Genomic DNA, 24274 nt, shown 5'->3' with positions numbered 1-24274 from the left:
AGAAAGCTCTGTAACTGTCAGGATATTTTTGTTTGGTGCTGTCAGCTCTAAAAAACGTTATTTACCGACAGCTCCCTGTTTTGTTTTAATGATATTTATGCATCCGTACATAATAGCTGATGCATAAGATCACAGTGGCTCCGCTCCATGCTGCAATCTCTGCAAAGAAAATACCGTCCTGTCCGATAAAATGGGGAAGGATCAGTGCAGCACTGATACGCATGACAAATTCAGCCATACCACTTACCATAGGCATTAAGGTATCTCCCAGCCCCTGAAGTACAGATCTGTACACGTACAGGAAGTACAAAACCCAGAGCATGGCAGCCATAATAGAAAGGTATTTAAAAGCAATTGCCAATACCTGCTGTGTCTGCTGCGGTTCACCTGAGATGAAAAGTGAGAGAATATTTTTTCCAAATAAAAACATGGCAGCAGAAATGATCAGTGAGGTAAGCAGGGAAAGCAGCATACTGCTGCGGACGCCTTTTCTGATCCTGTCAATCTTTCCGGCTCCCAGATTCTGACCCACATAGGTAACGATGGCATATCCATAGGAAATAGCAGCCATTTCCAGCAGACCATAAAGCTTGTTTGTAGCTGTAAATCCTGCTACAAAAAGGAAACCGTAGCCATTGATCACATACTGGACTACCAGACCGCCCACACCGATGATGATATTCTGAAATACAACAGGAATACCAAGCTTCATCAGGCGGGCATTCATGCCGGAGGCAGGCATAAAATCTGCTCTGGTCAGATGAACGATATCAATTCTGCGTAAAATCAGGAAACAGTAAACAGCGGAGAAGCTCTGTGCAATCACAGTTGCGATTGCTGCTCCTGCCACACCCCATCCGAAGCCTGCCACAAAAAGGATGTCCAGTGAGACATTCAGCACAGATGCGATGATCATTGCGGTCAGCGGTGTTTTACTGTTTCCCATAGCCCTTAGAGCAGAGGCAAACATATTATAGGCTGCTGTGGCGGGGATTCCACAGAAAATGATGCGCAGATATAACAGAGACATTCCGATAATATTGGAAGGTGTATGCAGCCCTGTTAATACCAGCGAAGCAAATGACTGGCTGAGAATCAATACTCCGGCTGCGATGAATGCGGTCAGCCGGTAACTGTGAGCCAGAGATTTACGCAGATTTTCGAAATCCTTTGCCCCATAATACTGGGAGAGTTGAATAGAAAATCCCTGAGTGAGTCCTGTGGATATTCCTGTGACAACCCACATCAGAAAGTCAACAGCACCCAGTGCGGCAAGAGCCTCCACACCTGCAACCTGGCCAACAACCATGGTATCCACCATTGTATAAAGCTGCTGACAGATATTTCCCAGCATCAGGGGAATTGCAAAAAGAATGATCAACCGTCCCGGTGAACCGGAGGTCATATCCTGAATCTTGGTTTTCATTAGTATAAAAGTTCCTTTCCGGAGCATATTTGAAAAAGTTTAGAAATGATTATTCGAATATGCCCTGATATTTACATTGATAATTTTACATCATTAACGTGAAAAATGAAATATAATATATCATCAGAATGATATAAATTTATCAATACCTGCTATAAGCAGCATGTTGTTGAAATTATTATGCATAGCGCCTGAGAGGAGTTTTTGATTGCTATTTTTTAAAATACAGATATATAATAGAAGGCAAGTCTTTACGGAAGGAGACAAGAATTATGCTGAAAAGATTCACTAAATATGTAACCCAGAGTGTTGCCGGAATGATCGGGATTTCCGTTTATGTTCTGGCAGATACTTTCTTTATATCTATATAATCCATTTTCCAATTTTGTGTTGTGCTGATTCCAGTATAACTTCCATAAACACTCCGATCCACAGAAAGAACAGCAAGATACCACTGGCAACTGCAAGTAAAGCAAACCGCTCCCATTGTCTGTACCAGAGCAGTGTTCCAATCAGCATAAAACCCAGAATGAGATTGACAATCCCTTTGCCGATGCAGTAGATTTCAACTACGATCTTTACCAGTAAATGGGCAGTGGCTAATAATAACCACACCGGTAACAATATAATTTTTCCTGCCATTCTTAAAACAATCATAAGTACCTCCTTCAGTTTGCGTACTGTGGCATGTCGTGATTTACCTCTGCTTTATAATAGCTTCCAATCGTTGATGGTGCATTGAATAAAGCAGCCAGCAAATACTGTTTTATGTTTCTGACTTTCGTAGTATTTTTATCCATGCACTCCAGCACATACTCGATATGCGAATAATTCAGTTTCAGTAATTTTCCCTTCACAAAACCTGTAGGATAATATTCGCCGGCGATCCGTATCATATCCTTTTCAGTTTGAACGGTTTCCAGAATCAGCTGATATATTTCTTCTACCAGATCCTGCTCTCTGTTATACGTATGCAGTAAAACATCAAAATCAATACTTTTCTTTACCAGTTCAGCATAAGCATTGATTGTCTGTTCTTTTTGATCACATCGAATCCTATCGCCATCTGATTTGATATGATTCGATTTTATATTACTCTGGTTATTATAATTCATATAAGTCTTATTATATAGAGGTACCGTTTTGGGAACCTCTTGAAGTCCGTTTTTGGACACTTCTGAGGTATCTGTTTCGGCACCTCTGAGGTGCTTATTCATCACCTCAGGAGTTCCCCTTTCGATACTTCTATGTACCGCATCTTTTTCCTGTGAAGTTCCCATTTCATTACTTCTTTGACTACTCTGATGTGCCATAAAGCTCTTAACATATATAATGTTCGGCAATCCAAAGCCTCTCTTTTTCTTTTCAATCAGTCCGATTTTCTCCAATTCTGTGAGATAATCCATTGCTTTTTTCTTAGAGAATCCCAAGTCACTCTGTATCTCCGTGATCTGATAGATAATGTACACCTTGTTTTCTTCGTCAAGCCATTTATTTTTCATTGATAGTCCCATTCTATCCAGAAGTACCGAGTAAAGGACTTTAGCTGATAAAGACAGTGCGGAAAATGCTTCATCTAATAATAATATTCTTGGAATCCGGATAAAACTGAACTGATCAGCCTGAGTGCCATAATAGTATTCAAAATTCATACTGTTATCTCACCTCTCTTCCATTGATCCAGAAGTTCCAAAATTACACTTTCCATATCCTCTGCCGTATATTTTTCAGAGAAGAAATTTCTCAGTTTTTTCTCTGAAAATGTGATTTTCTGTTCCTGCTTCCTACCAGGCTGACTGTTTACCAGTATGGAGATCATTTTCGCCTGCGTCATCGGTCCTACTTCAAGTGCTGTGCGGAGTGCTGCTACCTGAACTGCTTTAACCGTACCATTTTCCTTGATGTATTCAAATAACCATGTTTGAATCTCTTTGTCAATATAGGAAATGTCAACCGCAACGGTAAACTGCAGACGTTTCTTATCTACATAATCAAGAAGGTCTGGAATAAGTTCTGTCAGACGGATATACCGCTGAATACTTCTTGCACTTTCTCCTATCTGTTCTGCCATTGCAGCATCAGCTCTGAACTTCGTGCCATTTTGGCACGAAGTTAAATCTGTCCGTATCCCTTGCCTTTTCATAGCATCCATTTTCATCTTATATGCAAACGCCTTTTCACTTGGAAGCAATTCTTCTCGTTGGATATTGGCATCTACCATTATGACAATGGCTTCATCGTCTTCCATATCCCGCACAATAGCCGGTATTGTCTCCAGTCCAGCTTTTATGGCTGCGTGCATTCTTCGATGCCCGGATATCATCTCATAGCTGTTATTCTTATCTGGCCTTACTAAAACAGGTGTCAGCACACCATTCTGTTTAATACTCTCTACCAGGTCATCCATCTTGTCATCATCCAAAACTTTAAATGGATGATTTGCAAAGCTGTGTATTCTGCTAATCTCAATATCTGTTGCACTTTCCTCACCGGACACTCCCAGCAGTTCATCTATACTGGGCATCTTTATTTTGTCTGCGCTTTTACTCTTCATTTCTCAATACCTCCTTTGCAATCGTCTCATATGCTTTCGCTACTTTTCCATTCAGGCAATGGGAAAAGATACTGACGCCTTCTGCACTTGTTTCAGCTGCTTTCACTGACATAGGAATCACTGTATCAAAAATCTCTATCTTTTCTCCATAAGCTTCACGCACTTTACCAGCCACATCCTTTGCATAGTTTGTGCGGAAATCTACCATTGTGAGAAGTATTCCTTCAAATATCAGCTTCCTATTCAGCCGCTTCTTCACCATTGCAATCGTATGTATCAGCTGCTGAAGGCCTTTCACCGGAAGGTAAGCTGCCTGTACTGGAATCAACACGGAGTCCGCAGCTACCAGTGCATTGATTGTCATTAGTCCCAGGCTTGGCATACAGTCAATCAAGATATAGTCATACTCCGTTCTCACAGCCTCAATATATTCCTTCATAATCAGTTCCCTGCTCATCACATTCCCCATTGTTACTTCCAATGCAGACAATTCGATATTTGCCGGAAGAAGATCTACATTTTCTTTATGATGCAGAATGCCATCTGTGATCTCAAATTCTTTTTCATTGATAATAGCCATCATAATTGTGGCAAGTGTAGTTCCTATTTCGTCCGGTTCTACATAGCCAAGACTTGCTGTAAGGCTCCCCTGTGGATCTGCATCAATCAGCAGAACTTTCTTTCCCTGTCTGGCAAGTCCAATTCCAAGATTTACGGTTGTGGTGGTTTTTCCGACGCCACCTTTCTGGTTTGATATTGCGATTACTCTACACATAATTTTCCTCCTATTTTACTGCCATTTTCTGCGGTTTCCATTGGTTTAACATACTCAGTATTTCTTCTTTCATTTCTGCCGGGGTATATGATTTTGGGAAATACCGATACAGTTGTTCGTTGTTAAACATCACTCTGGTAATTTCCCCTTTTTTGATCTCACCCATGATCTCTCTCATTTTTGTTCCCGTCAGCTTTTTTTCCCGGCTTAATTTCTTCATTCTCTGTGCCTGAGAAATGGATGGAACTGCCTGTGTATACTCCATAGCATCTATAAATTCCTTTTGTTCCTCTATCGTTAAATACGAAAGTTCCACAGCTGGGTTAAATGAAAGTTCACCGTTATCCAGCTTTTCCAGTAACTCAGGAATCAAATCCGTCAGTTTCAGATACCGCTGTACCTGTTTTGCGCTGTCACCAAATTCTTCACCAATGATTTCTACTGTCTTTTTTCCTTTCAACGGGTAGTCAGACTGGCTACTTTTTCTTCTTCCTCCGGTTCGCTTCATAGCTTCATTCTTCATCTTATAAGCAAAAGCCTTTTCACTGAATGTTATCTGCTGCCTCTGTAAATTGGAATCCACCATATTAATTACTGCTTCATCATCCGACATGACTCTGATAATGACCGGCACCTTCCTGTAACCAAACTTTTCAGCAGCTGCCTTTCTTCTGTGTCCGGAGATAATCTCATAAACACCATCTGGAATCGGTCGTACAATCAGTGGATTTATGATTCCGTATTTCTCAACACTCGCACTGAGCCGAATCATTTCCTGATCCATCCGAACCTTAAATGGATGGTTCTTAAAGGTCCGCAGACGTTCCAGCTGAATCTCTATAATTTTTTCGCCATCTTCTGGAACTGATGCACTTCGTGTATCCACTGTATCCATATCTTTCCTCCATTTCTTATCTGCAACAGAAAAAGCCTGTCCAGATAGATTTCTTTTTGAAATCTGATCCAAACAGGCTTACTGTTGACCTTAGTTTTCACTAAGCAAAGATCTTATTGTATTCACGCCTAATAACTTACCGCCGGATATTTCCCTTCCTCTTTTTTCTTATCTGAGCTTGAATTTACATCCACTTTCTCAAATAAACAGCTGGCTTTTCTCTTTTATTAGAATTTCGATTTATTTCCAGCTATTATACCAGCAGTGCGTTTTATTAGACAGCGGCTAATAGGATTCTTTCCGTATTAGCTGATATTCCATTCCATTTTCCACTTGAAAAAACAAAAAAGCGGAAATTATATTAGAAATTTTTCTAATACATTCCGCTTTTAATAGGACGTCCCGTGCGGGAATCGAACCCACATCTAGTGCTTAGGAGCAACTTTTATGCAGGTTCAGACTAGTCCAACAGAGACAACCTATTCATTTATAAGTCCAGTAAAAAAGCGCCCTCCCAGACTATTTCTGTTCATATAAGATCATTGAAAATTATTCCGGATTTTTACATTTTCTGAGAAAATGATTGTACGCTTCTAATATAAAGCGCCAACTCCATCTATAATTTTTCAAATCATAAAATCCAACTATCCTGCCCATTTAAAAGCGGGAAATGAAATGTGTGATACACTATTTTCTTTGTCAGATTTCTTCTAAATTATACATCAGATACCGCCATTTACGCAAGATGCTTTGACCACTATTTTACCTCTTTTTTCTCACATGCTCTGATTTGATCTCATAAATAAAACCGGCAGAGATTTTGCTCTCCACCGGTCTGCTTTTATCCTAATTATGTTCCCCTTGCATTGATTTTGCTAATGATGTCAGCAACACAGCCATTTCCGGATTGCTGAGAACTTTTGCAAGTAACTCTGCGTCCACTCCTTCTGGAACTTCCATCATCGTCCTCTTTTCGGTATCATGGATCTGCGGATTCAGATTCTTCCTGTTATAAAAGGAATCTTCCAACAGTGTCGCATTGCGCCGTCTGTCTTCATCTATGATATGCGAATATACTTCTGTAACCATATCTGCCTGTGCATGACCAGAATCTCCCTGTACCGCCTTTATATCACCGCCGTTCAGCTTAAGCTTATAGGTAACACTCATATGCCGGAAACTGTGAAACACAATCTGTGGTAGATCATGTTGTTTGATCAGCTTATTCAGGGAATCTCTGATATACGCACCGCCCCTTGGAAGTCCATATTCAGTAGCAAGGATAAGGCCATAGTCCTGGTATTCTTCCTGCAAAATATCCTTTATCTCCTCCTGCTGTGCTTTCCATGCAATCAGTTCTTCAGCTACGCTCCTGGGTAAAAACACTTTCCGCACGCTGCTTTCTGTTTTTGGTGTTTTCATAATGCGTACCGTCTTATTCGTTTTCCGCTCCTCTGGAAATATGACGATCACATCTTTCTGGTCTAATTCCTCTAACGCTTTTTTGCTGACTCTCTGTACTTCCTTATTTACATAAAGATACGCCCGGTTTTCTTTGATCGCTTCTTCTGATATATCTACGCAGTCCCAGGTAAGCCCCAGTAGTTCTCCTATTCGAAGAGAACCGGCAAAGGCAAGGTTCATACACAATTTTAGGCACTCATTTTCACACACATCCAGAGCATATGCAAAGGTCTCTGCATCCCATATTGTCCGTTTCTCTGATTTATGCTTTGGTACCGTCGCTTTAAATGCTGGATTCTTCTCCATGATATCCCACTTCACAGCCTGATTAAAACAACTCTTCAGCAGCTTATGTACATCACGGATTACACTGGTAGATACGAACTCGCTTCTGATATTTCCGTTCAAGTCTGGAACGGATGGCGTCTCTGTCAGCGTCTTATAGTAAATCTCTAGAAATCTGGTATTGATATCCGTCAGTGGAGTTTTCCCAATGATAGGCAATATATAATTCTTCAGCAATGACATATTCCCGTCATAGGTAGACAATGCCCACCTGTCTTTTCCATACAGTTCGACATACTCATTTATCAGATCCTGCAACGTCTTACAGTTCGATACGATGATACCGCCTTTTTTTTCTTTCAGTTCGATTTCTGCTTTTCTTATTTTAGCTTCGTTCTTCGTATCATACGTTTCCCATTTCTGTTTCCGTTTTCCCTCTATATCTTTACAGTAATATACAACACAATATTTGTTATTTTTCTTCTGTATCGAAGCCATGCTATACCACCCCCTTTTCCTTCCGCTTCAATAACCACTGTCTAAACGCTTCTCTTGGAATACGAATAATCTTTCCTGTTTTCCGAATCGGTATTTTTCCTGTTGTATACCAAAAAGCGATAGTTGCAGGCTCAACTCCTGCCAGTTCTGCCGCTTCCGGCACTGTCAGATACTCCAGACATTTTTTCTCCTGGCTGTGATCTGCTTCTGCAAGGCATCTTCGCTTATAATTCTCATATTCCCGTTTTTCTTCCAGTTCCAATTCTTCATATTCAAAATTAAACAGCTCATAAGTATCCTGTGCCCGCAAGAACCGCTCAAAGCTCTCCTTTGTCACCCTTCTCCGTCCGGCAATTACAATGACGTCCAGAAATGGGGCATATTTTTTGCTGCTCAGGATTCCATATACGGTACTTCGTGGAACGTCAAGCAGCCGGGCCATTTCCGGCATACTTAGACTGGCTGCCTCTGCAGCTGCATCTTTCTTACGATCTTCCTGTGTACGATATCTGGACTGGCTGTGATACCAGTCCCAGAAAGCATCCGTCGGCACTCGCATTCTTTCATTCACGGTAACTGTCTCAATATTGTTTTTCTTCAATATCTCATATACCGTTGCGTTGTCCGTCCCCAGCATTTCCTGTATTTCTTTTGGGGAATAAGACCTGAGCCTCAACTCTTTTCCCGGTGCTTCCCCATTGACTTTGTGATACCAGTCCTGATTGGCATACCACTTTTCAAAACTGGCAATTTCAACCCTCATCTTTCCAAGTAATGTTTCTGTCCGAAAATAGTTTTTATGAACCAGCCAGTAACGATCTGTCTTCTTTAATCCCAACATATCCCCCATCTCGTGGACACTCATCCACTTTCGGGGTTTTGCCGGTGATCCAACTCTTTGTATCACTGCCATGTTTCACGCTCCTCCCATTCATTTTTCTTAAATCATATCTCACAATTCGCAAAAAATTTAGGATGTCACAGAAGCATTTCCCTTATCCAACCACTCGTCAAAACTCTTCTTGGAAATGCGGTAGCCACCGCCTTCTAACTGAATCCAGCGGAACTCATTTTGTCTCAACAGCTTATAGACCGTTGATCTGCTGACATCCAGCATTTCCTGTAAATCCTTCACCGTATAACATCTTTTTTCTGCCATATTTTCACTCTCTTTCTATCTGTTTTGATTTTATTTCTAAATACGAAAATCGTGAAAAAGTTAAGAGTGCCATTCCCACTCTTTAACCCATTTCATACATTTTCCGCATTTTCTTTAAGATTGCGCTGACCTTCTGAGACATCCGAACCTTTGAAATTCCCAGTATTTTCGCCAATTCTACCTGCTTCATGCCCTCAAAGTAGATGGATTTGATAATAAACTGCTCATGTTCTGACAGCTTTGCGATATTCTGATGCAGTTCTGCTGATTCAGCCTGCAGAATTACCAGATCTTCTACGCTCCGCTGGCCCTCATCCGGTAAATCCTGCACTCCGATTCCATCTGTATTCTCACTGAAAACACAATCCAACAGCTCCGTCCACTTTGTTTTTCTTGTCATGGTTTCCGGATCTTCTGGTTGCCACTTTTTACTTCTGTAAATCTCATTACGGTAAGCAGAAAGCATTGCCTTGGCTACCTCTCTGGTTATTTCATAAAATTTCCCATCAACTTTTGCATAAAATTTGTCATTGAATTTATATGGATGCTCTACATACATCGTCCGTTCCTCCTGAATTTGAAATCTGTTTCGTGTTCCAAATTCAGGAGCGGAGGAGACCGGCTCCTTCTGATGTCTCTGATCATGCGTACTGATTTCCTTTCAGGCCACCAGATCAGGCAGACCTGTGGCTTATTGGCCGGAAATCAAAATTTCAGGGCAACAAAAAAAGCCCCTCCGGGGTGCTAACCCGAAAGAGCTTTTCTAATAATCATATGAAGTTTTCCTGCTGTTCTTTTATTTCCAGCATAATCAGTATAACAGTTCAAAGTATCAGGGGTATCTCAAATACCTGCCGTAAAGTATCACTGATTCCTATAAAAGTATCATCATTTGATACTTTTTAAATTGACATAAAAATACACCGGAACTCACCAGCCCGATGTATGATCTTCCTATTTATTTAATGTGCCATGATCTTTCTCATGTTGAGCAATCGCCTGACGAATCAGATACAGCACTTCTCCATTGATAGAACGCCCCTCAAATTCAGCAAGACTTTTCAGTTTTCCATGCGTCTCAGAATCAATCCGAAGACCAAGATGTTTATCTTTTTCCATATGGCTTCCTCTCCATTTGATAAGTACAAAATAAGTTCATAATACAAGTACATTTTAAGTACAAAACATGGTAAAATGGTTTAAATGAACTTGTTTTAAGTACACTATATTTTATTATTAGGGGAGAGCATCAAAAATATGAAGAAAGAAAAGCGATATTATCAAATCCGAATAGATTATTTCTGGCTTTCCATACTGGCAGTCATAATTGTTATCTCCATAATCATCGCATATTATGCCTCTGCCCATGAGCAGACATCTTCCCAACTAGTATCTACTAAACACCGTGCTGACATTGATGTAACTTTTGACGATCTGCGCTCATCCCTGGAAAACACATCAGAATGTTATCTATGCGGAAATGCGGAAGAAAGCCTGATGAGCTACTTTAGAAACTTTGACACTATTGGATTGATCTCGCTGAATGACTGGTATGTGATTGATTTTCCACTGAAAAATTACGATGAAAATGGAAATGAGGTAGAAAGTGCTACTTCAACTTCATTCCTCTCTGGGAATACAGGTGAAATATCTTATTCTTCAGACGGAACTCCAAGCCGTGGTATGGCAAGCATAGATGTGACGTTGCTGGAAAATTATGAAATTGATACTAACATGCTAGAAGACCATTTATGCCAGAATTGCCTAAGTAAAGTTGCAGCTTCATTAGAATACAGAAAGACGGACGGAGAAAATAAAGAAGCTATTCCATTGTGCATAGTTGATTTCAAGACATTGGAAATTTACTCACTACAAGATTACTGGAGAGCATATTTTGTCCGAGACTATTATGTAGAAATGGATTTTGATGATAATATAGTAAGAACAGAAGTATTTTACTTGCCAGAACGTATATAACAAATATGGGAAAGAGGTGATACTATATGGGAATAATTAAATATTTTAGAAAAAAATACTGGGAAGCAGCCATTTTCAGGGGTGGGCGGCGCATACCATTTAGCTGCGATGGCTTGACAGCTGTTCCTGATAGAGCCTATGCACTGTTTACAGAAAAAGAATTGGAAAAAATTTACAACGATAGAAATGAATTTTATAAGAAGCTAATGCAGATGATTGATTCATATTAACAAAAGGTCAATCAAAATTTTATTTGTTACATAAATTAAAAGGTAAATATGTTCAAACATAAGGCCTCGGAATCTTAATGATTTCTGGGGTTTTCTATTATTGAGATAAGGCTATTTATAGCAATTTAAACCGAATTATGATAACATAAGCATTATGTGAATCATAATACTTTGGATGGAATGTTGCAAGAATGGCCATGAGCGAGCCAGTTCATCATTGTCATGGATACTTGGTTTGAAAGACTGATGGCGGAATAATAGAAGCTGTGATAGAATAAAGAAAACGATTTGAAGTGCTAATTTAGAGGACAAAGCTTATGAAAAGCGAAAGTATAATTAAAGGAGTCAGCATCGGAATATCAACAGCAATACTTTGGAGTATTGTTTTAAACAGCAAGGTTGTTGGAATTGGAGTGGGTATATGTCTGGGTATATCTCTTGCTATATCTGACAGTCCTATTTCTTCTAAAAAAGATAAAGATACGTGATGATACAACTTCTAGTTTTTGAAACTGAGAAATCGGAATTTGTCTTGACTTTATAAATTTCCCCGCCTGATTTGCCCCGTTCATTGTCCAGATAGTACATATAGCAGTGGTCACAGCCCTCACTGTATTTGCGGCAGCCATGCCAGGGATTCCAAATATCACTGCTCATACCGATTCCTTTCCAGTTCGCAAATCAGACTGTGAGGCATTCTTCGTGGCCCACGTACCGCACCAATCCCATAGGCTTTCAGCTTCTCAAACGGGAGAAAAGACGGGTTGTACTGATCCAGCTTTTTCAATCTCATCACATGGTTCATATGTACGTTGCCATCATCATAATGGTAAGGAATATTGACTTCTGTAGCTTCGCACCGATATAGAACAGCGGAAACCGGGGCCGTAACATATAGACAGACAACATCGCCAACGGCTACTTCCTCCTGTTTATAGCCTTGGTCAGTAGTTTGATACTATGTACGAACTTTCTGCGTACTTGCTTTCGTTTTCGGATACCGTACAATATTTATACAATGAATCGTCAAGAGAGGAGGCAACAAGGTGACTTCTTTAACCATAGAACAAAAAAGAGTGGACATATACCCAAGCGCAAAGCCGGGCAGCCCAGTTATCTATCTCAACACCTTTTCCAATGCCGTTAACAGTGTGTATAAAAACCTGATGGCGCTCGGCTGCCCAGATTTCTGTCTGGTGGCGGTCAGTAAGCTGAAATGGGATCATGACATGACACCGTGGTATATGGGGCCGATCTCTAAACACGATACGCCCTGCACCGGGGGTGCGGATGATTACCTGAAACTGCTTCTGGATGAAATTATGCCGGAAGCGGAAGCGCTCCTTCCCGGTGCGCCCGCCTGGCGGGGCCTCGCCGGTTACTCGCTGGCCGGGCTGTTCGCCCTCTACGCTCTCTACCAAACGGATGTGTTTGCCCGCGCAGCGAGTATGTCAGGTTCCTTCTGGTTTGAGGGCATCATGGAATATGTGTGCTCCCATGAGATGAAGCGCAAACCTGACTGTCTGTATTTTTCTCTCGGAGACAAGGAGAGCTCCACCGATAATCCGATTTTGAACGTTGTGCAGCAGAATACGCAGGAGATAGAAACACTGTGCCACGGGAAAGGCATCGAAACCACCTTCGTACTGAACAGTGGCAGCCACTATCAGGCGTGCAACAAGCGCACAGCGGCTGGCATTCACTGGATATTAAATAGATAAACCGACAAGGAGATAAAACGATGGATACGATTTATTCGCTTTTTCAGAAAGTAGTTAAAGAACATGAAAATGCCCCGGCTATCATTGAAAACGACCGCGCCATGACTTTTGGAGAGCTGTCCAACATGGTGGATATGATCACGTGCAGCTTTCCGCAGGAAGTACACAGCATCGGCATCGTCATGCGTCACCGAACCGAGATGATTGCCTCGATTCTGGCGGTACTCAAATGCGGCGGCCGATATGTCCCAGCCGAGCCGGATTTTCCCACCGGGCGCATCCATGACATGATGACCGAGGCACAGGTGGATTTTGTGCTGACGGAACACGCCTTTGCGCCCAAACTGAGCAGTTTCCCCATCCGCTATACAGATTGTGAGATCTGCGGCGTGGAGACGCCCTCCTGGAAGCGCAACGCCATCGAAGACCCGGAACGCCCCGCCTATGTGCTGTATACGTCAGGTACCACCGGGCGGCCCAAAGGTGTCTGTGTCACCAACCGCAATGTTTGCCATTATGTCCGTGCCTTTGCCAACGAGTTCCATCCCGGCCCCGGTGATGTCATGCTGCAATATTCCGTCTGTTCTTTTGACATCTTTGTGGAGGAAGTGTTCACCAGTCTGCTGAATGGTGCCGCTCTGGCCATCCCCGCTGACGAGGATAAGGCCGACATCCATGCATTGATGGCTTTTGTGGAACGCCACCATGTGACTATGATCAGCGGCTTTCCGTATCTGCTGGCAGAAATGAACCACCTGTCTGTCATTCCGTCCTCTCTGCGGCTGCTTATCAGCGGCGGCGATGTGTTGCGGGGCGTTTATGTGGATCACCTGCTGAACAAAGCAGAGGTTTACAACACCTACGGTCCCTCCGAGACAACGGTCTGCGCCTCCTATTACCGTTGTAATAGTGGAACTGTGCTGGAGGACGGTACCTATCCCATCGGTCATCCTGTACTAGGTGCGCAAATCAGGATTCTGGATCAGTCTGGCAACGAGGTTGCCAAAGGGCAGACGGGTGAGATTTGCATTTATGGCGGCGGTGTATCTCTGGGCTACATTGGCGACCATGCCGAGGAAAACAGAGCTTTTGAGCGGCAGCCGGACGGTAGCACCATGTACCGCAGCGGCGATTTGGGCTATATCCTGCCGGATGGCAACATTGCATTCCTGCACCGCAAGGACGACCAGATCATGATTTACGGCAAGCGGGTGGAACTTGCCGAGGTGGAGTCCCGGCTCTATCGGTGCAAGGATGTGCAGCAGGCTATTGTCCGGGCTTTTACAGACGAGGATGGACTGTCCTATATGACCGCCTATGTGGTGCCTTCCGACAATAAGCTGAAAGTCTCGGAAGTAAAAAAAGAACTGTCTGAAAATTTGACTTCCTTTATGATCCCAGAGTTCTTTGTGAAGATGAAGCAGATTCCTTTGAATGTCAACGGTAAGCCGGATGTGTCGAAACTGCCGGTGGTAATGAAAGCGGGGGCATTATAATGGAGATTCAGATCCGGCAGGCCACAATCCAGGACCTGAATGTATTAATGCAATGGCGAATGGAAGTCTTGCATGAGGTATTCTCCATCCCCTCGGAGCGGTCTGTAACAGAGCTGGAATCGGAAAATCGCCGCTACTATCAAACAGAACTGCCGCAGGGCGGACATATTGCCTGCTTTGCCTACGTAGGGGAGGAAATCGTCGGCTGCGGCGGGATATGCCTCTATCATGAGATGCCCTCACCGGACAATCTAAACGGGAAATGTGCCTACCTGATGAACATTTATACCCGGCCGCAGTTTCGCGGACACGGCATAGGGAACAGAATCGTCAGGTGGCTTGTAGAGCAGGCTCGTCAGCGGCATATTTCAAAAATTTATCTTGAAACCTCAAACAAAGGCAGGCCGCTGTATCAAACAATCGGTTTTGCCGATATGAAGGATATGATGAAACTGTCCCGTGAAAAATAAGCAAAATCAAAGGAGCATACATACAATGGAGCCAATCATCTGAAACGTTGAAGTAAAAAGCGTCCTCACAAAATCCAATTTGCCTGTGAGTGATTATTCGGTCAATCCTTATGTGGGCTGTGGCCACGGCTGCAAATATTGCTACGCATCTTTTATGAAGCGTTTTACCAATCACCCGGAGCCCTGGGGAGAGTTCATAGACGTTAAATTTTGGCCGGAAATCAAACACCCGGAGCGGTATGCAGGGAAAGAACTGTTTCTCTGTTACGTGACCGACCCATATCAGCCGCTGGAGGAAACCGCCTGCCGCACCCGCGCCATTTTGGAGCAGATGCAGGGCAGTGAATGTAGCCTCAGTATTGCTACCAAGTCTGACCTGGTGCTGCGTGACCTTGACCTCATTAAAACATTCCCCAATGCGCGGGTATCCTGGTCGATCAAACACACTGGACGAAGATTTTCGCGCTGATATGGACAATGCAGTGAGCATTGAGCGGCGGCTGGCCGCTATGAAAGCATTCCATGATGCTGGTGTGCGCACCACCTGCTTTATCTCGCCGATTTTCCCCGGCCTCACCGACCTGCCCTCCATCATCCACCGGGCGAAGAATCAATGTAATTTGGTCTGGCTGGAAAACCTAAACTTGCGGGGCGGTTATAAGAAAACGATTTTTGACTATATAACGGAAAAACATCCAGACCTGCTGCCGCTGTACGATACCATTTACAATAAAAAAGAACGCAGCTACTGGTCAATGCTGGATGCGCAGATGCGGCAGTTTTGCCAAGAGGAAGGGCTACTGTATGTCCAGGATGATGATTCCATCAAACGCCCGTTCAACGATCCGCCTATCGTGGTCAATTATTTTTTCAACGAAGAGATTATCCCTCGGCCAAAATGCAGAAGAACAGGTAATCAAAACTATATAGTAACATGCAGAAAGCTAGAAGTTGTAGAGGTGAGGTTATGAAACACGCAGAATTAGAATCAGACATATAACGCCGAGACAGATTATCCGTGGCTCAAATATCCGAATTATGAGGTGTTCCGGCATTGTAATAATCGGAAGTGGTTTGCTCTGATTATGGATGTACCAAAGAACAAGCTGGGGCTGCAAGGCGAAGAAATGCTGGAAGTGGTCGATTTCAAATGTGACCCAATTCTGATTGGCACACTACGAGAGGAACCCGGCTTCTTCCCGGCGTATCACATGAGCAAGGATAGCTGGATTACTGTTGCACTGGATGTGCAGCGTATCAGATGACAAAATCAAAATGTTGCTTGATATGAGTTATGAAGCAACGATACCCAAAACATGCAAAAAGAGATACTGATAAATTCAAGTTTGGAGAATTGAGAAAATCGGAATTTTGGAGGTTATTATGGCTTTTGATTTTAAAAAAGAGTATAAAGAATTCTATATGCCGAAGAACAAACCAGAGATTGTAAATGTACCTAAGGCAAATTATATTGCAGTTAGAGAAAAAGGCAATCCAAATGAAGAAGGCGGAGCATATCAACAAGCAATCAGTGTTCTATATGCTGTTGCATACACATTAAAAATGAGTTACAAGACTGATTATAAAATTGAAGGATTCCTCTCCATTTGATAAGTACAAAATAAGTTCATAATACAAGTACATTTTAAGTACAAAACATGGTAAAATGGTTTAAATGAACTTGTTTTAAGTACTCTATATTTTATTATTAGGGGAGAGCATCAAAAATATGAAGAAAGAAAAGCGATATTATCAAATCCGAATGGATTATTTCTGGCTTTCCATTCTGGCAGTCATAATACTGCATGATGTTTCATCGTTTTAAATTCTTCATCGGTTAATTTTTCTGGTTTTTCCAGAATCTCATTCCCGATTGCGACCTTTCCTATGTCATGTAAAGCTCCGGCAATATACATTTTCTGACAGATATCCTTATCAAATCCCATGAACCTTGATATTTTTTCCGCACCTTCCGCAACACCCATTGAGTGGTTACTTGTAAAGGGTGATTTATAGTCCACAATATGGGCAAAAAGATCTGCAATAGCTTTAATCTGTGCAAAATTAAGTTCCATCTTTATTCTGGGTACTTTCTTCCACAACATCGTATCCAGGGTTTCATTATCAATCATATGAATTTTTTCATCTGAAAAAGCATTAAAAAAAACTTCCACGCAGAAGGAATCAAACAATTTATCTTTTGACTTTATTACAAATTCTTCTGTTCTTTTCCACTCATCCGAATCTGATTTCATAGATCGGCAAAATATATCTATCGTATCACACATATGGATAATCCTTGCAAAAAACGGTACTTCATTCCATTGTTTTCCAAAAGGTTCACTTCCATCAGCGTTTTCATGGGGGGTACAGTATGACATTAGATACATCATTATGAAACGGTATATTTTTCAGAATTTTTTCTCCTATGGTACAATGCCTTCCCAGCTTCGTCACCCCGTTACGTAAAGCGTCATTTTGAAGCTCTTCCTGAATATATTGTGCCACTGCATTGTCGTGCAGCAATGCACACTCTGCCAGATCCTGCAGGCTTTGACCCTGTATACCCATTTTTTTCAGCAGTACAAACCGCCATATATGCCACACGTTTAGAATGATTGTTTGTTACTTTAATCAGCTCTGCCTCTACACAGTCCAATGCATATGAGCAGGCTGCTAATAACCCCAGCACATCAAATTTCATTTTTGATCTTGTCTCCTCCTTTGTTCTGTTTTCAGAGAAATCTGGAATATGCTTACCATGACAGATTTCTCAGCCTCGGATCAATAAAAGCATATGTTTTGTCTTTTCTTTAATTTTTCCATGACCGTTGGATATTTTTTATAATCTGTGTGAGGTAAGGCCTGGGCAGCTACCATCTGTTCCAGAAAATCATCCACTTCCGCAAATTGTATATAAGTCATTTCTTCCAGTATCAGATCAATATCTGCAAGAAGTTCTTTGTTCAGCAAAAGCTTTTGTGCTCCTTCCAGCGAAGAATTTCCAGCATTGATCATCTTCTCCCGTTCCATGTCAGGATACATCCCAATGGTAATGGCTGATTCCACAGATACATATTTTCCAAAAGAGCCGGCTACATAAAATCGATCTGCCTGATTCAGTTCAAGTCCAGATTCCCGGAGCATGATCTCAACCATTATATGTGCTGCGGCTTTGGTAAGAATAAATTCGTCGATATCTTTCTGATAAAAATACAGACCCGGAGCATATTCTATGCAAAGCTGACCTTCTCGTTTCTGAATAAGATTCGTTTTTTCAGGAGAAAACTTACCACGAATATCTATCCAGCCTTCTAAAAAAAGTTCCGCAATCAGATCGACAATACCGGAACCGCAGATACCCTTAGGGCTAATTTTTCCTGAAGAGTTACCAATTACATGAACATGGATTTTTCCACCTCTTATCCTCACGCTGTCCACTGCTCCGGCATCTGCCCTCATCCCGGTGTGTACTACACCGCCTTCCAATGCAGGCCCCGCCGCACCGGCGCCGCAAAGAAGAAAATCTTTATTTCCTATCACAAGTTCACCGTTGGTTCCAATGTCAAAGAAAACACTGATTCCATCCTTTTTATATAATTCCGTTTCAATCATTCCACTGATGATGTCACCACCCAGATAATTAGACTTCGCCGGATAACAATATACATAACCATTCAGCGGAATGTCCAGATCTTTTGCCGGCTGGAATCCCGGACGGTCTGCATGAACAGCATGTGGCGTATAAAAGACACAGAAAGCATCTATTCCCAAAAGAAAGTGGATCATGGTGGTATTGCCTGCTACTACCATAGACAGACATTTTCGTGACACCGGATGCTTTACATCCAGCTTATCCATGCACTTTATAATAGACTCAACTGTAGCAAGCCGTATCTCTTCCAGTTTTTTCCTGTCATCTTTGCAGAAAAAAATACGTGATAAAATATCGGTTCCCCACTGAATCTGTTTATTAAAGCAGCTCTCTTCTCCCAATATCTCACCACTATTACAATCTAAAAGTCTCACCACTACCGTTGTACTTCCAAGATCCACAGCCAGCCCATAATGCTGTCTGGCTGTATCTCCGCTTTCTATATCAACCAGCTCCCATTTTTCTCCATTCCAGGAAAGCGAAACGGTTATTTTCCAACCTGCACGATCAAGTAATGGATATAGTTGTCTCAACATGCGAACCGGAATATGAACCTCCTCTTTCACGCCCTCCGCGGATAAAGCTTCCAGAATGCGCTGCTGGTCTGAACGCTGATCCTCTTCGGTTGGAACAGAAAGATCAAGATATAATTTTCGGCTAAGACCTCTCATAGTATTCATCTCCCTACAATTTGTGCATTTTTTATTCTGTAAAAAAAGAAGGTCATCCCCTGATTGTTCACAAAACGTAACCGTAATATATTTGTCTTTATCTGATAAATATTTTTCTATACATTTCGAGTATTCTTTTGATGCAAGATTAATGATAATCCTGCTGTCATCAAGCACTGAACGATATAATCTTTCACCCCAATAGTCATATAGATTTTTGGTATCTTCTATTTCAGCTTTCGCCTTCATCTCCAGGCGATGCCTTCTTTCATCAGCATAATCATTGTATCAGGATAAAGTTCACAAAGTATCCGCAATACATTCCCATAAGTTCATGTCATTATTGAAATTGTACATATTTCAGTATGAAAAGTTCACCATTCAAATTCTGATTATTATTTCTCCACATACTCTTCTGCCATATGTACTGCCATAGCACCATCTGCCACTGCTGTTACTATCTGACGAAGTAACTTTGTTCTGACATCTCCTACAGCATAAACACCCGGAATACTCGTTTCAGTGTTTTCACCTGCCACAATATATCCTTTATTATCCAGTTCTATCTGATTATCTAAAAAATCTGTTGTCGGTTTTCTTCCTATACTCACAAACAGGCCGTCACATTCTATAATGTTTTCTTCTCCTGTAACTGTATCTTTCAACCGCACACCAGTCAATCGTTCTCCATAAATCAGTTCATTTACTGTATTGTTCCATCGAAACTCTATATTTTCAGTTTTCATCAGCTGGTCATGGTAGATTTTCGTTGCACGTAATGTATCTCTTCGATGAACAATGATGACTTTCTTAGCAATTCGACTTAAAAGAACAGCATCTGATACAGCAGAATTTCCACCACCAACAACCACCACGATCTTATCTTTATAAAACATACCATCACAGGAGGCACAATAAGCAACCCCATGACCTACCAATTCTTTTTCTTTAGCGAGACCAAGTTCTCTTGGATTTGCTCCAGTAGCAATCACTACTGTTTTCCCAATATAAATTCCCGAACTAGTTTCTACTCTCTTAAGCTTTCCTGTTAAATCCATATTAAAAACTTCAGCATATTCACTTTTAGCGCCAAATTTTTCCGCCTGTTTTTGCATTTTCTCTGCCAATGAAAATCCGTCAATTCCATTTTCAAAACCAGGATAGTTATCAATCTGCCAGGTCAATGACATCTGACCACCTGCAGATAATTTTTCTAAAACAATGGTATCAAATCCTGCTCTGGCTGCGTATAATGCTGAAGTATACCCTCCAGGTCCTCCCCCCACGATAATCATATCGTAAACATGATTTTCATTCATACAGCAGTCCTCCTTTTATTTTTCCAATGCTTCATTAATAAAATTCTCTATCATTATTTTTGATTCAGGTGCAACAATAGAATCTATTGCCTTTCCATTTCGATATAAAACCAGCGTAGGAATCACCTCAATCTTTTCAGCTTCTGCAATCTGTGGTTCTTCATCAATATTCACTTTTCCAGCAATAAGAATATCGCTGTATTCTTCACTTATTTTTTCATAAGCCGCTCCAATTCTACGGCAATAACCACACCAAGGTGCCCAGAAATCAACCAAAACCGGTTTTTCCTTATGAATTAATTGTCCAAACTTTTCTTTATTTATATTTATAGATGTCATATTTTTCAACTCCTTCTCCTATTTGAACTTAATATACCCCAAATAAGTGCTTGCTTCCGTGATGATATCACAGAAAAGATAATTTACTTTATTACACTTCTTTTTATTTCTATTTATGGCATATGCCAGTTATATAATTGACGCATCTAAAAAAAGCAAGTATACTATGTTCGTAAAGGAGATAACGGTTATGAACTTCGAAAATTGTTTTCCACTATGGAATGACTTAAATACAGCACAGAAAAAAATAATTTCAGACAATTTAATCACACAGTATGTAAAAAAAGGGACAATCATTCACAATGGAAACCTGGATTGTACTGGATTATTACTGGTTAAATCCGGGCAGCTTCGAACTTACATACTTTCAGATGAAGGACGGGAGATTACACTTTACCGTCTGTTCGATATGGATATGTGTCTTTTATCCGCCTCATGTATCATGCGGTCTATTCAATTTGAAGTAACCATTGAAGCAGAAAAAGATACGGATCTTTGGATCATCCCTGCTGAAATCTATAAGGGCATCATGAAAGAATCTGCTCCTGTCGCAAATTATACCAATGAGTTAATGGCTACCCGTTTTTCTGATGTCATGTGGCTGATTGAACAGATTATGTGGAAGAGTTTGGATAAGCGTGTTGCTTCATTTCTTTTAGAAGAAACATCCATTGAAGGAACAAATGAACTGAAAATCACTCACGAAACTATCGCAAACCATCTTGGTTCCCACAGGGAAGTTATCACTCGAATGCTTCGATACTTTCAAGGCGAGGGTCTCGTCAAACTCTCCCGTGGCAAAATCACAATCCTTGATCCAAAAAGACTGGAAACACTCCAAAGGTCATAAAATTGTTTTTCTGTAACATATAAAGAAGAATCCTCCATTTATCAGAATTATGAAAGTCATTCTAATAAATGGGGGATCTTTTTATATAACGAGAAAATTATAAAAATATTATGATTATTTTTAATAATCCATACCACATGCATATGCCTTTTCAATCAGCGCACGGTCATTGACAACTGCATCATAGAAGCGGAATCCGCCGGAGAAGTTGTATGTTTCATATCCATTTCCTTCCAGAATACGACTGGCAATATAACTTCGCAGCCCACTCTGGCATATCAGGTAAACAGGCTTTCCCTTCTCAATTTCATTGATACGTTCCCTTAGTTCATCTACAGGAATGTTTTTGAATCCATCCATATGCCCCCTGTTAAATTCACCTACAGTTCTCACATCCAGCAACACAACACTTTTATCTCTAGAAATCTTATCCATATCTTCCAGATGCCATTGTTTTAAGGTACCTTTTGCTATATTGTCTATCATGAATCCTGCCATATTTACAGGATCCTTGGCAGAGGAATAAGGCGGTGCATATGCGAGATCCAAATCCTTCAGCTGGGTTGCCTTCAGCCCTGCATGGATTGCTGTTGCCAGCACATCAATACGTTTATCAACTCCTTCATATCCAATAATCTGAGCACCAAGCAAACGATAGGTCTCTTTTTCAAAAACCACCTTCATGGTCATCACTTTTCCACCAGGATAGTAACCGGCATGACTCATAGGAGAAAGAATTACTGTATCTACCTCTAATCCTGACTTTTTGGCATTGGTTTCATTGATACCTGTAGTGGCTGCTGTCATATCAAACACTTTTATAACGGAGCTTCCCTGACTGCCAAGGTAACGACTATCACCGCCACAAATATTATCAGCGATGATTCTGCCCTGTTTATTGGCTGGTCCTGCCAAAGAAATCAGCGCATCATTACCCGTAACATAATGTTTTACCTGAACTGCATCACCTGCAGCATAAATATCCGGTACAGAGGTTTCCATTCTGTCATTCACTACAATACTTTCCTTGATGCCAAGTTCCAGACCGGCTTCTTTTGCTAATACTGTGTCTGGTGTGACTCCGATTGCCAGAACTACCATATCAGCCTGAAGGGATGGATTATCTTTCAACAGGACCTCCACTCCGTTGTCTTTTTCTTTAAATCCTTCTACTGTATAGCCCAGTACCAGTTTTATCCCATGCTTTCTCATTTCATTATGGATCATGGATGCCATATCCGGGTCAAAAGGGTTCATCAGCTGCTTAGGCCGCTGGACAATCGTAACATCCATGCCAAGCTCCCTCAAATTTTCTGCCAGTTCCAGACCAATAAAACCGCCACCTGCCAATACAGCCGATTTTGGATGATTCTTATTTATATATTCCTTTATCCGAAAAGTGTCTTCTACAGTACGAAGTGTAAAAAGTTTATCAATACCTACTCCGGGAAGTCTCGGCTGTGTTGGCTTTGCACCTGGAGAGAGGATCAGCTTATCATATTTTTCTTCAAATATCTCACCATTCTCTAAATTTTTCACTGAAACCGTTTTACGTTCCGGATGTATGGAGATAACTTCATGATGAATTTTCATGTTAATACGGAAGCGTTTAAAAAAACTCTCTGGTGTCTGTAGTGTAAGTTCTTCCGGGTCTGTGATCACGTCTCCAATATAATATGGAAGTCCACAATTCGCATAGGATATGTATCCGGATCTTTCAAACACAGTAATTTCAGCATGCTCATTCAGTCTGCGTATTCTTGCTGCGGCTGTAGCTCCTCCGGCTACACCTCCTACAATTATTACCTTCATCTTATTTTTCCACCTTTCCTGAGTAAGCTGCAATGCCACCGATATTATTTACTTTAGAATATCCCATTCGTTGCAGTATCCCAGTTGCCTGGCGGCTTCGTGAACCGGAATAACAGTATACAAACAGTGGGATATCCTTATTCTTCGCTACAGAAGCAATATTGTCAAGTTGCTGCAACGGCACATTTTTACTTTCTGGTATATGTCCTTCCTGATATTCCTGCGGTGTACGTACATCCAGCAGAACTGCATCATCAGTCCTTTTATATTCTTCTATGCCTTGATTAATATTCGACTGTTTAAAGAGATCAAAAAATCCCATTAGCACACCTCCCTAAAGCATTTCTAAAATCGCATTCTTAGGTCTCGCCCCTGAAACCTGCTGTACAATCTTCCCATTCTTCATAACCACTAAAGTCGGAATGCTCATAATACTGAACTTATTTGCCAGTTCAGGCTCTTCATCTACATTAATCTTTCCAACTTTAATATCTCTACGCTCACTTGCAATCTCCTCTACAATAGGTACTACCATGCGGCAAGGTGCACACCAAGATGCCCAAAAATCTAAAAGAACGGGTTTATCGGAATTCAGTACTTCGTTCTGAAAATTATTTTTATTGATATTAATAGCAGACATTTTACAGTCCTCCTTATCTTTTTCTTTTTGTAGATTTA

Annotated in this window: 28 protein-coding genes and 4 pseudogenes; 10 read left to right on the top strand and 22 right to left on the bottom strand. The window is 41.3% G+C overall.

Going from position 1 to position 24274, the window contains the following annotated elements:
- Positions 1-85: 85 nt before the first annotated feature.
- The 11 genes from WMO28_RS12195 to WMO28_RS12145 all read right to left on the bottom strand — a co-directional run bounded on the left by WMO28_RS12195 (position 86) and on the right by WMO28_RS12145 (position 10175).
- The gene (locus WMO28_RS12195) at positions 86-1426 is read right to left on the bottom strand and encodes an MATE family efflux transporter (RefSeq protein WP_015528771.1); all 1341 of its coding nucleotides are present in this window, start codon (positions 1424-1426) and stop codon (positions 86-88) included.
- Positions 1427-1789: 363 nt separating this feature from the next.
- Positions 1790-2083 (bottom strand): hypothetical protein, encoded by a 294-nt coding sequence (locus tag WMO28_RS12190; protein ID WP_349057132.1) that lies wholly within the window; start codon positions 2081-2083, stop codon positions 1790-1792.
- 11 nt (positions 2084-2094) lie between these two features.
- Positions 2095-3078: a DUF6017 domain-containing protein gene (locus tag WMO28_RS12185; RefSeq protein ID WP_349057130.1), complete on the bottom strand. Its 984-nt coding sequence runs from the start codon at positions 3076-3078 to the stop codon at positions 2095-2097.
- The gene (locus WMO28_RS12180) at positions 3075-3980 is read right to left on the bottom strand and encodes a ParB/RepB/Spo0J family partition protein (RefSeq protein ID WP_349057129.1); all 906 of its coding nucleotides are present in this window, start codon (positions 3978-3980) and stop codon (positions 3075-3077) included. The genes WMO28_RS12185 and WMO28_RS12180 overlap by 4 nt, the downstream gene beginning before the upstream one ends.
- The gene (locus WMO28_RS12175) at positions 3970-4755 is read right to left on the bottom strand and encodes an AAA family ATPase (RefSeq protein ID WP_147598863.1); all 786 of its coding nucleotides are present in this window, start codon (positions 4753-4755) and stop codon (positions 3970-3972) included. The genes WMO28_RS12180 and WMO28_RS12175 overlap by 11 nt, the downstream gene beginning before the upstream one ends.
- Before the next feature lie 10 nt (positions 4756-4765).
- Positions 4766-5650: a ParB/RepB/Spo0J family partition protein gene (locus WMO28_RS12170; protein WP_158440012.1), complete on the bottom strand. Its 885-nt coding sequence runs from the start codon at positions 5648-5650 to the stop codon at positions 4766-4768.
- Positions 5651-6496: 846 nt separating this feature from the next.
- Complete coding sequence (locus WMO28_RS12165; RefSeq protein WP_349057128.1) at positions 6497-7897, bottom strand: tyrosine-type recombinase/integrase; 1401 nt, start codon at positions 7895-7897, stop codon at positions 6497-6499.
- Between the two features lies 1 nt (position 7898).
- Positions 7899-8810, bottom strand: a complete 912-nt coding sequence (locus WMO28_RS12160; protein ID WP_349057127.1) for a helix-turn-helix domain-containing protein — start codon at positions 8808-8810, stop codon at positions 7899-7901.
- Positions 8811-8867: 57 nt separating this feature from the next.
- Entirely contained in the window at positions 8868-9056 is a 189-nt protein-coding gene (locus WMO28_RS12155) for a helix-turn-helix domain-containing protein (protein WP_055057014.1), read from the bottom strand.
- Positions 9057-9138: 82 nt separating this feature from the next.
- Positions 9139-9615 carry a sigma-70 family RNA polymerase sigma factor gene (locus tag WMO28_RS12150; protein WP_005423684.1) on the bottom strand — a complete coding sequence of 159 codons (477 nt, stop codon included), beginning with the start codon at positions 9613-9615 and terminating at the stop codon, positions 9139-9141.
- A 395-nt stretch (positions 9616-10010) separates the two neighbouring features.
- Positions 10011-10175 (bottom strand): type II toxin-antitoxin system antitoxin, encoded by a 165-nt coding sequence (locus tag WMO28_RS12145; protein ID WP_118062271.1) that lies wholly within the window; start codon positions 10173-10175, stop codon positions 10011-10013.
- Between the two features lie 138 nt (positions 10176-10313).
- Here WMO28_RS12145 and WMO28_RS12140 point away from each other — a divergent pair, with 138 nt between their 5' ends.
- The 3 genes from WMO28_RS12140 (at position 10314) to WMO28_RS12130 (ending at position 11751) form a co-directional block, all read left to right on the top strand.
- Positions 10314-11033 carry a hypothetical protein gene (locus tag WMO28_RS12140; RefSeq protein WP_349057126.1) on the top strand — a complete coding sequence of 240 codons (720 nt, stop codon included), beginning with the start codon at positions 10314-10316 and terminating at the stop codon, positions 11031-11033.
- Between the two features lie 26 nt (positions 11034-11059).
- The gene (locus tag WMO28_RS12135; protein ID WP_118512131.1) at positions 11060-11263 is read left to right on the top strand and encodes a hypothetical protein; all 204 of its coding nucleotides are present in this window, start codon (positions 11060-11062) and stop codon (positions 11261-11263) included.
- Between the two features lie 317 nt (positions 11264-11580).
- Complete coding sequence (locus WMO28_RS12130) at positions 11581-11751, top strand: hypothetical protein (protein ID WP_173683925.1); 171 nt, start codon at positions 11581-11583, stop codon at positions 11749-11751.
- Here WMO28_RS12130 and WMO28_RS12125 read toward each other — a convergent pair.
- Both WMO28_RS12125 and WMO28_RS12120 read right to left on the bottom strand, forming a co-directional pair.
- Positions 11729-11920: a DUF5131 family protein gene (locus WMO28_RS12125; RefSeq protein ID WP_118512129.1), complete on the bottom strand. Its 192-nt coding sequence runs from the start codon at positions 11918-11920 to the stop codon at positions 11729-11731. The two genes, WMO28_RS12130 and WMO28_RS12125, sit on opposite strands and share 23 nt — an antisense overlap.
- Positions 11910-12056: a hypothetical protein gene (locus WMO28_RS12120; protein WP_173729342.1), complete on the bottom strand. Its 147-nt coding sequence runs from the start codon at positions 12054-12056 to the stop codon at positions 11910-11912. The genes WMO28_RS12125 and WMO28_RS12120 overlap by 11 nt, the downstream gene beginning before the upstream one ends.
- Before the next feature lie 253 nt (positions 12057-12309).
- Here WMO28_RS12120 and WMO28_RS12115 point away from each other — a divergent pair, with 253 nt between their 5' ends.
- The 6 genes and pseudogenes from WMO28_RS12115 to WMO28_RS12090 all read left to right on the top strand — a co-directional run.
- Entirely contained in the window at positions 12310-12984 is a 675-nt protein-coding gene (locus WMO28_RS12115; protein WP_118338790.1) for an alpha/beta hydrolase, read from the top strand.
- Positions 12985-13004: 20 nt separating this feature from the next.
- On the top strand, positions 13005-14480 hold the full coding sequence (locus tag WMO28_RS12110; RefSeq protein WP_118512127.1) for an amino acid adenylation domain-containing protein: 1476 nt from the start codon (positions 13005-13007) through the stop codon (positions 14478-14480).
- Positions 14480-14950: a GNAT family N-acetyltransferase gene (locus WMO28_RS12105; protein WP_005924656.1), complete on the top strand. Its 471-nt coding sequence runs from the start codon at positions 14480-14482 to the stop codon at positions 14948-14950. Before WMO28_RS12110 ends, WMO28_RS12105 begins: the two co-directional genes overlap by 1 nt.
- Positions 14951-15029: 79 nt before the next feature.
- Positions 15030-15921, top strand: a pseudogene (locus WMO28_RS12100) (radical SAM protein).
- Positions 15922-15957: 36 nt separating this feature from the next.
- Positions 15958-16215, top strand: a pseudogene (locus tag WMO28_RS12095) (MmcQ/YjbR family DNA-binding protein); the annotation flags it as partial.
- 118 nt (positions 16216-16333) lie between these two features.
- A pseudogene (locus tag WMO28_RS12090) lies at positions 16334-16549 on the top strand (GyrI-like domain-containing protein); the annotation flags it as partial.
- 194 nt (positions 16550-16743) lie between these two features.
- Here the strand turns inward: WMO28_RS12090 and WMO28_RS12085 are convergent.
- The 6 genes and pseudogenes from WMO28_RS12085 to WMO28_RS12060 all read right to left on the bottom strand — a co-directional run bounded on the left by WMO28_RS12085 (position 16744) and on the right by WMO28_RS12060 (position 20934).
- Positions 16744-17331 (bottom strand): HD-GYP domain-containing protein, encoded by a 588-nt coding sequence (locus tag WMO28_RS12085; RefSeq protein WP_349057125.1) that lies wholly within the window; start codon positions 17329-17331, stop codon positions 16744-16746.
- Positions 17332-17423: 92 nt separating this feature from the next.
- Entirely contained in the window at positions 17424-17654 is a 231-nt protein-coding gene (locus tag WMO28_RS12080) for a hypothetical protein (protein WP_173719879.1), read from the bottom strand.
- A gap of 80 nt (positions 17655-17734) precedes the next feature.
- Positions 17735-19276 carry an ASKHA domain-containing protein gene (locus tag WMO28_RS12075; RefSeq protein ID WP_349057124.1) on the bottom strand — a complete coding sequence of 514 codons (1542 nt, stop codon included), beginning with the start codon at positions 19274-19276 and terminating at the stop codon, positions 17735-17737.
- Between the two features lie 45 nt (positions 19277-19321).
- A pseudogene (gene yaaA / locus WMO28_RS12070) lies at positions 19322-19537 on the bottom strand (peroxide stress protein YaaA); the annotation flags it as partial.
- A gap of 134 nt (positions 19538-19671) precedes the next feature.
- Positions 19672-20595, bottom strand: a complete 924-nt coding sequence (trxB, locus tag WMO28_RS12065; protein WP_148445632.1) for a thioredoxin-disulfide reductase — start codon at positions 20593-20595, stop codon at positions 19672-19674.
- A 15-nt stretch (positions 20596-20610) separates the two neighbouring features.
- Complete coding sequence (locus tag WMO28_RS12060) at positions 20611-20934, bottom strand: thioredoxin family protein (RefSeq protein ID WP_055057012.1); 324 nt, start codon at positions 20932-20934, stop codon at positions 20611-20613.
- A gap of 166 nt (positions 20935-21100) precedes the next feature.
- Between WMO28_RS12060 and WMO28_RS12055 the strand changes: the two genes are divergently transcribed.
- Positions 21101-21784, top strand: a complete 684-nt coding sequence (locus tag WMO28_RS12055; protein WP_044924567.1) for a Crp/Fnr family transcriptional regulator — start codon at positions 21101-21103, stop codon at positions 21782-21784.
- Between the two features lie 120 nt (positions 21785-21904).
- Here the strand turns inward: WMO28_RS12055 and WMO28_RS12050 are convergent, their stop codons facing one another.
- Genes WMO28_RS12050 through trxA form a run of 3 tightly spaced genes read right to left on the bottom strand, consistent with a single transcriptional unit; the run spans position 21905 to position 24236 of the window.
- Positions 21905-23596, bottom strand: coding sequence for an FAD-dependent oxidoreductase (locus WMO28_RS12050; RefSeq protein WP_349057123.1), 1692 nt, complete (start codon positions 23594-23596; stop codon positions 21905-21907).
- 1 nt (position 23597) lies between these two features.
- On the bottom strand, positions 23598-23918 hold the full coding sequence (locus WMO28_RS12045; protein ID WP_005421613.1) for a rhodanese-like domain-containing protein: 321 nt from the start codon (positions 23916-23918) through the stop codon (positions 23598-23600).
- A gap of 12 nt (positions 23919-23930) precedes the next feature.
- Positions 23931-24236, bottom strand: coding sequence for a thioredoxin (trxA, locus tag WMO28_RS12040; RefSeq protein ID WP_005421612.1), 306 nt, complete (start codon positions 24234-24236; stop codon positions 23931-23933).
- Between the last annotated feature and the right edge of the window lie 38 nt (positions 24237-24274).

The sequence above is a fragment of the Blautia aquisgranensis genome, assembly GCF_040096615.1.
Classification (GTDB): domain Bacteria; phylum Bacillota; class Clostridia; order Lachnospirales; family Lachnospiraceae; genus Blautia_A; species Blautia_A aquisgranensis.
Note: the sequence above shows the minus strand (reverse complement) of the source record. Positions and strands in the feature narration are given on the sequence as shown.

Bases quoted from the DNA above. Each gene is read 5' to 3' on its own strand.
- WMO28_RS12160 (WP_349057127.1), bottom strand. From the start codon at position 8,810: ATGGCAGTGATACAAAGAGTTGGATCACCGGCAAAACCCCGAAAGTGG.
- WMO28_RS12145 (WP_118062271.1), bottom strand. From the start codon at position 10,175: ATGGAAAAAGATAAACATCTTGGTCTTCGGATTGATTCTGAGACGCAT.
- WMO28_RS12190 (WP_349057132.1), bottom strand. From the start codon at position 2,083: ATGATTGTTTTAAGAATGGCAGGAAAAATTATATTGTTACCGGTGTGG.
- WMO28_RS12045 (WP_005421613.1), bottom strand. From the start codon at position 23,918: ATGGGATTTTTTGATCTCTTTAAACAGTCGAATATTAATCAAGGCATA.
- WMO28_RS12185 (WP_349057130.1), bottom strand. From the start codon at position 3,078: ATGAATTTTGAATACTATTATGGCACTCAGGCTGATCAGTTCAGTTTT.
- WMO28_RS12060 (WP_055057012.1), bottom strand. From the start codon at position 20,934: ATGACATCTATAAATATAAATAAAGAAAAGTTTGGACAATTAATTCAT.
- WMO28_RS12180 (WP_349057129.1), bottom strand. From the start codon at position 3,980: ATGAAGAGTAAAAGCGCAGACAAAATAAAGATGCCCAGTATAGATGAA.
- WMO28_RS12110 (WP_118512127.1), top strand. From the start codon at position 13,005: ATGGATACGATTTATTCGCTTTTTCAGAAAGTAGTTAAAGAACATGAA.
- WMO28_RS12170 (WP_158440012.1), bottom strand. From the start codon at position 5,650: ATGGATACAGTGGATACACGAAGTGCATCAGTTCCAGAAGATGGCGAA.
- WMO28_RS12155 (WP_055057014.1), bottom strand. From the start codon at position 9,056: ATGGCAGAAAAAAGATGTTATACGGTGAAGGATTTACAGGAAATGCTG.
- WMO28_RS12050 (WP_349057123.1), bottom strand. From the start codon at position 23,596: ATGAAGGTAATAATTGTAGGAGGTGTAGCCGGAGGAGCTACAGCCGCA.
- WMO28_RS12165 (WP_349057128.1), bottom strand. From the start codon at position 7,897: ATGGCTTCGATACAGAAGAAAAATAACAAATATTGTGTTGTATATTAC.
- WMO28_RS12085 (WP_349057125.1), bottom strand. From the start codon at position 17,331: ATGTCATACTGTACCCCCCATGAAAACGCTGATGGAAGTGAACCTTTT.
- WMO28_RS12150 (WP_005423684.1), bottom strand. From the start codon at position 9,615: ATGTATGTAGAGCATCCATATAAATTCAATGACAAATTTTATGCAAAA.
- WMO28_RS12135 (WP_118512131.1), top strand. From the start codon at position 11,060: ATGGGAATAATTAAATATTTTAGAAAAAAATACTGGGAAGCAGCCATT.
- trxB (WP_148445632.1), bottom strand. From the start codon at position 20,595: ATGAATGAAAATCATGTTTACGATATGATTATCGTGGGGGGAGGACCT.
- WMO28_RS12105 (WP_005924656.1), top strand. From the start codon at position 14,480: ATGGAGATTCAGATCCGGCAGGCCACAATCCAGGACCTGAATGTATTA.
- WMO28_RS12080 (WP_173719879.1), bottom strand. From the start codon at position 17,654: ATGAAATTTGATGTGCTGGGGTTATTAGCAGCCTGCTCATATGCATTG.
- WMO28_RS12075 (WP_349057124.1), bottom strand. From the start codon at position 19,276: ATGAGAGGTCTTAGCCGAAAATTATATCTTGATCTTTCTGTTCCAACC.
- WMO28_RS12175 (WP_147598863.1), bottom strand. From the start codon at position 4,755: ATGTGTAGAGTAATCGCAATATCAAACCAGAAAGGTGGCGTCGGAAAA.
- WMO28_RS12140 (WP_349057126.1), top strand. From the start codon at position 10,314: ATGAAGAAAGAAAAGCGATATTATCAAATCCGAATAGATTATTTCTGG.
- WMO28_RS12125 (WP_118512129.1), bottom strand. From the start codon at position 11,920: ATGAGCAGTGATATTTGGAATCCCTGGCATGGCTGCCGCAAATACAGT.
- trxA (WP_005421612.1), bottom strand. From the start codon at position 24,236: ATGTCTGCTATTAATATCAATAAAAATAATTTTCAGAACGAAGTACTG.
- WMO28_RS12055 (WP_044924567.1), top strand. From the start codon at position 21,101: ATGTTCGTAAAGGAGATAACGGTTATGAACTTCGAAAATTGTTTTCCA.
- WMO28_RS12195 (WP_015528771.1), bottom strand. From the start codon at position 1,426: ATGAAAACCAAGATTCAGGATATGACCTCCGGTTCACCGGGACGGTTG.
- WMO28_RS12130 (WP_173683925.1), top strand. From the start codon at position 11,581: ATGAAAAGCGAAAGTATAATTAAAGGAGTCAGCATCGGAATATCAACA.
- WMO28_RS12120 (WP_173729342.1), bottom strand. From the start codon at position 12,056: ATGAGATTGAAAAAGCTGGATCAGTACAACCCGTCTTTTCTCCCGTTT.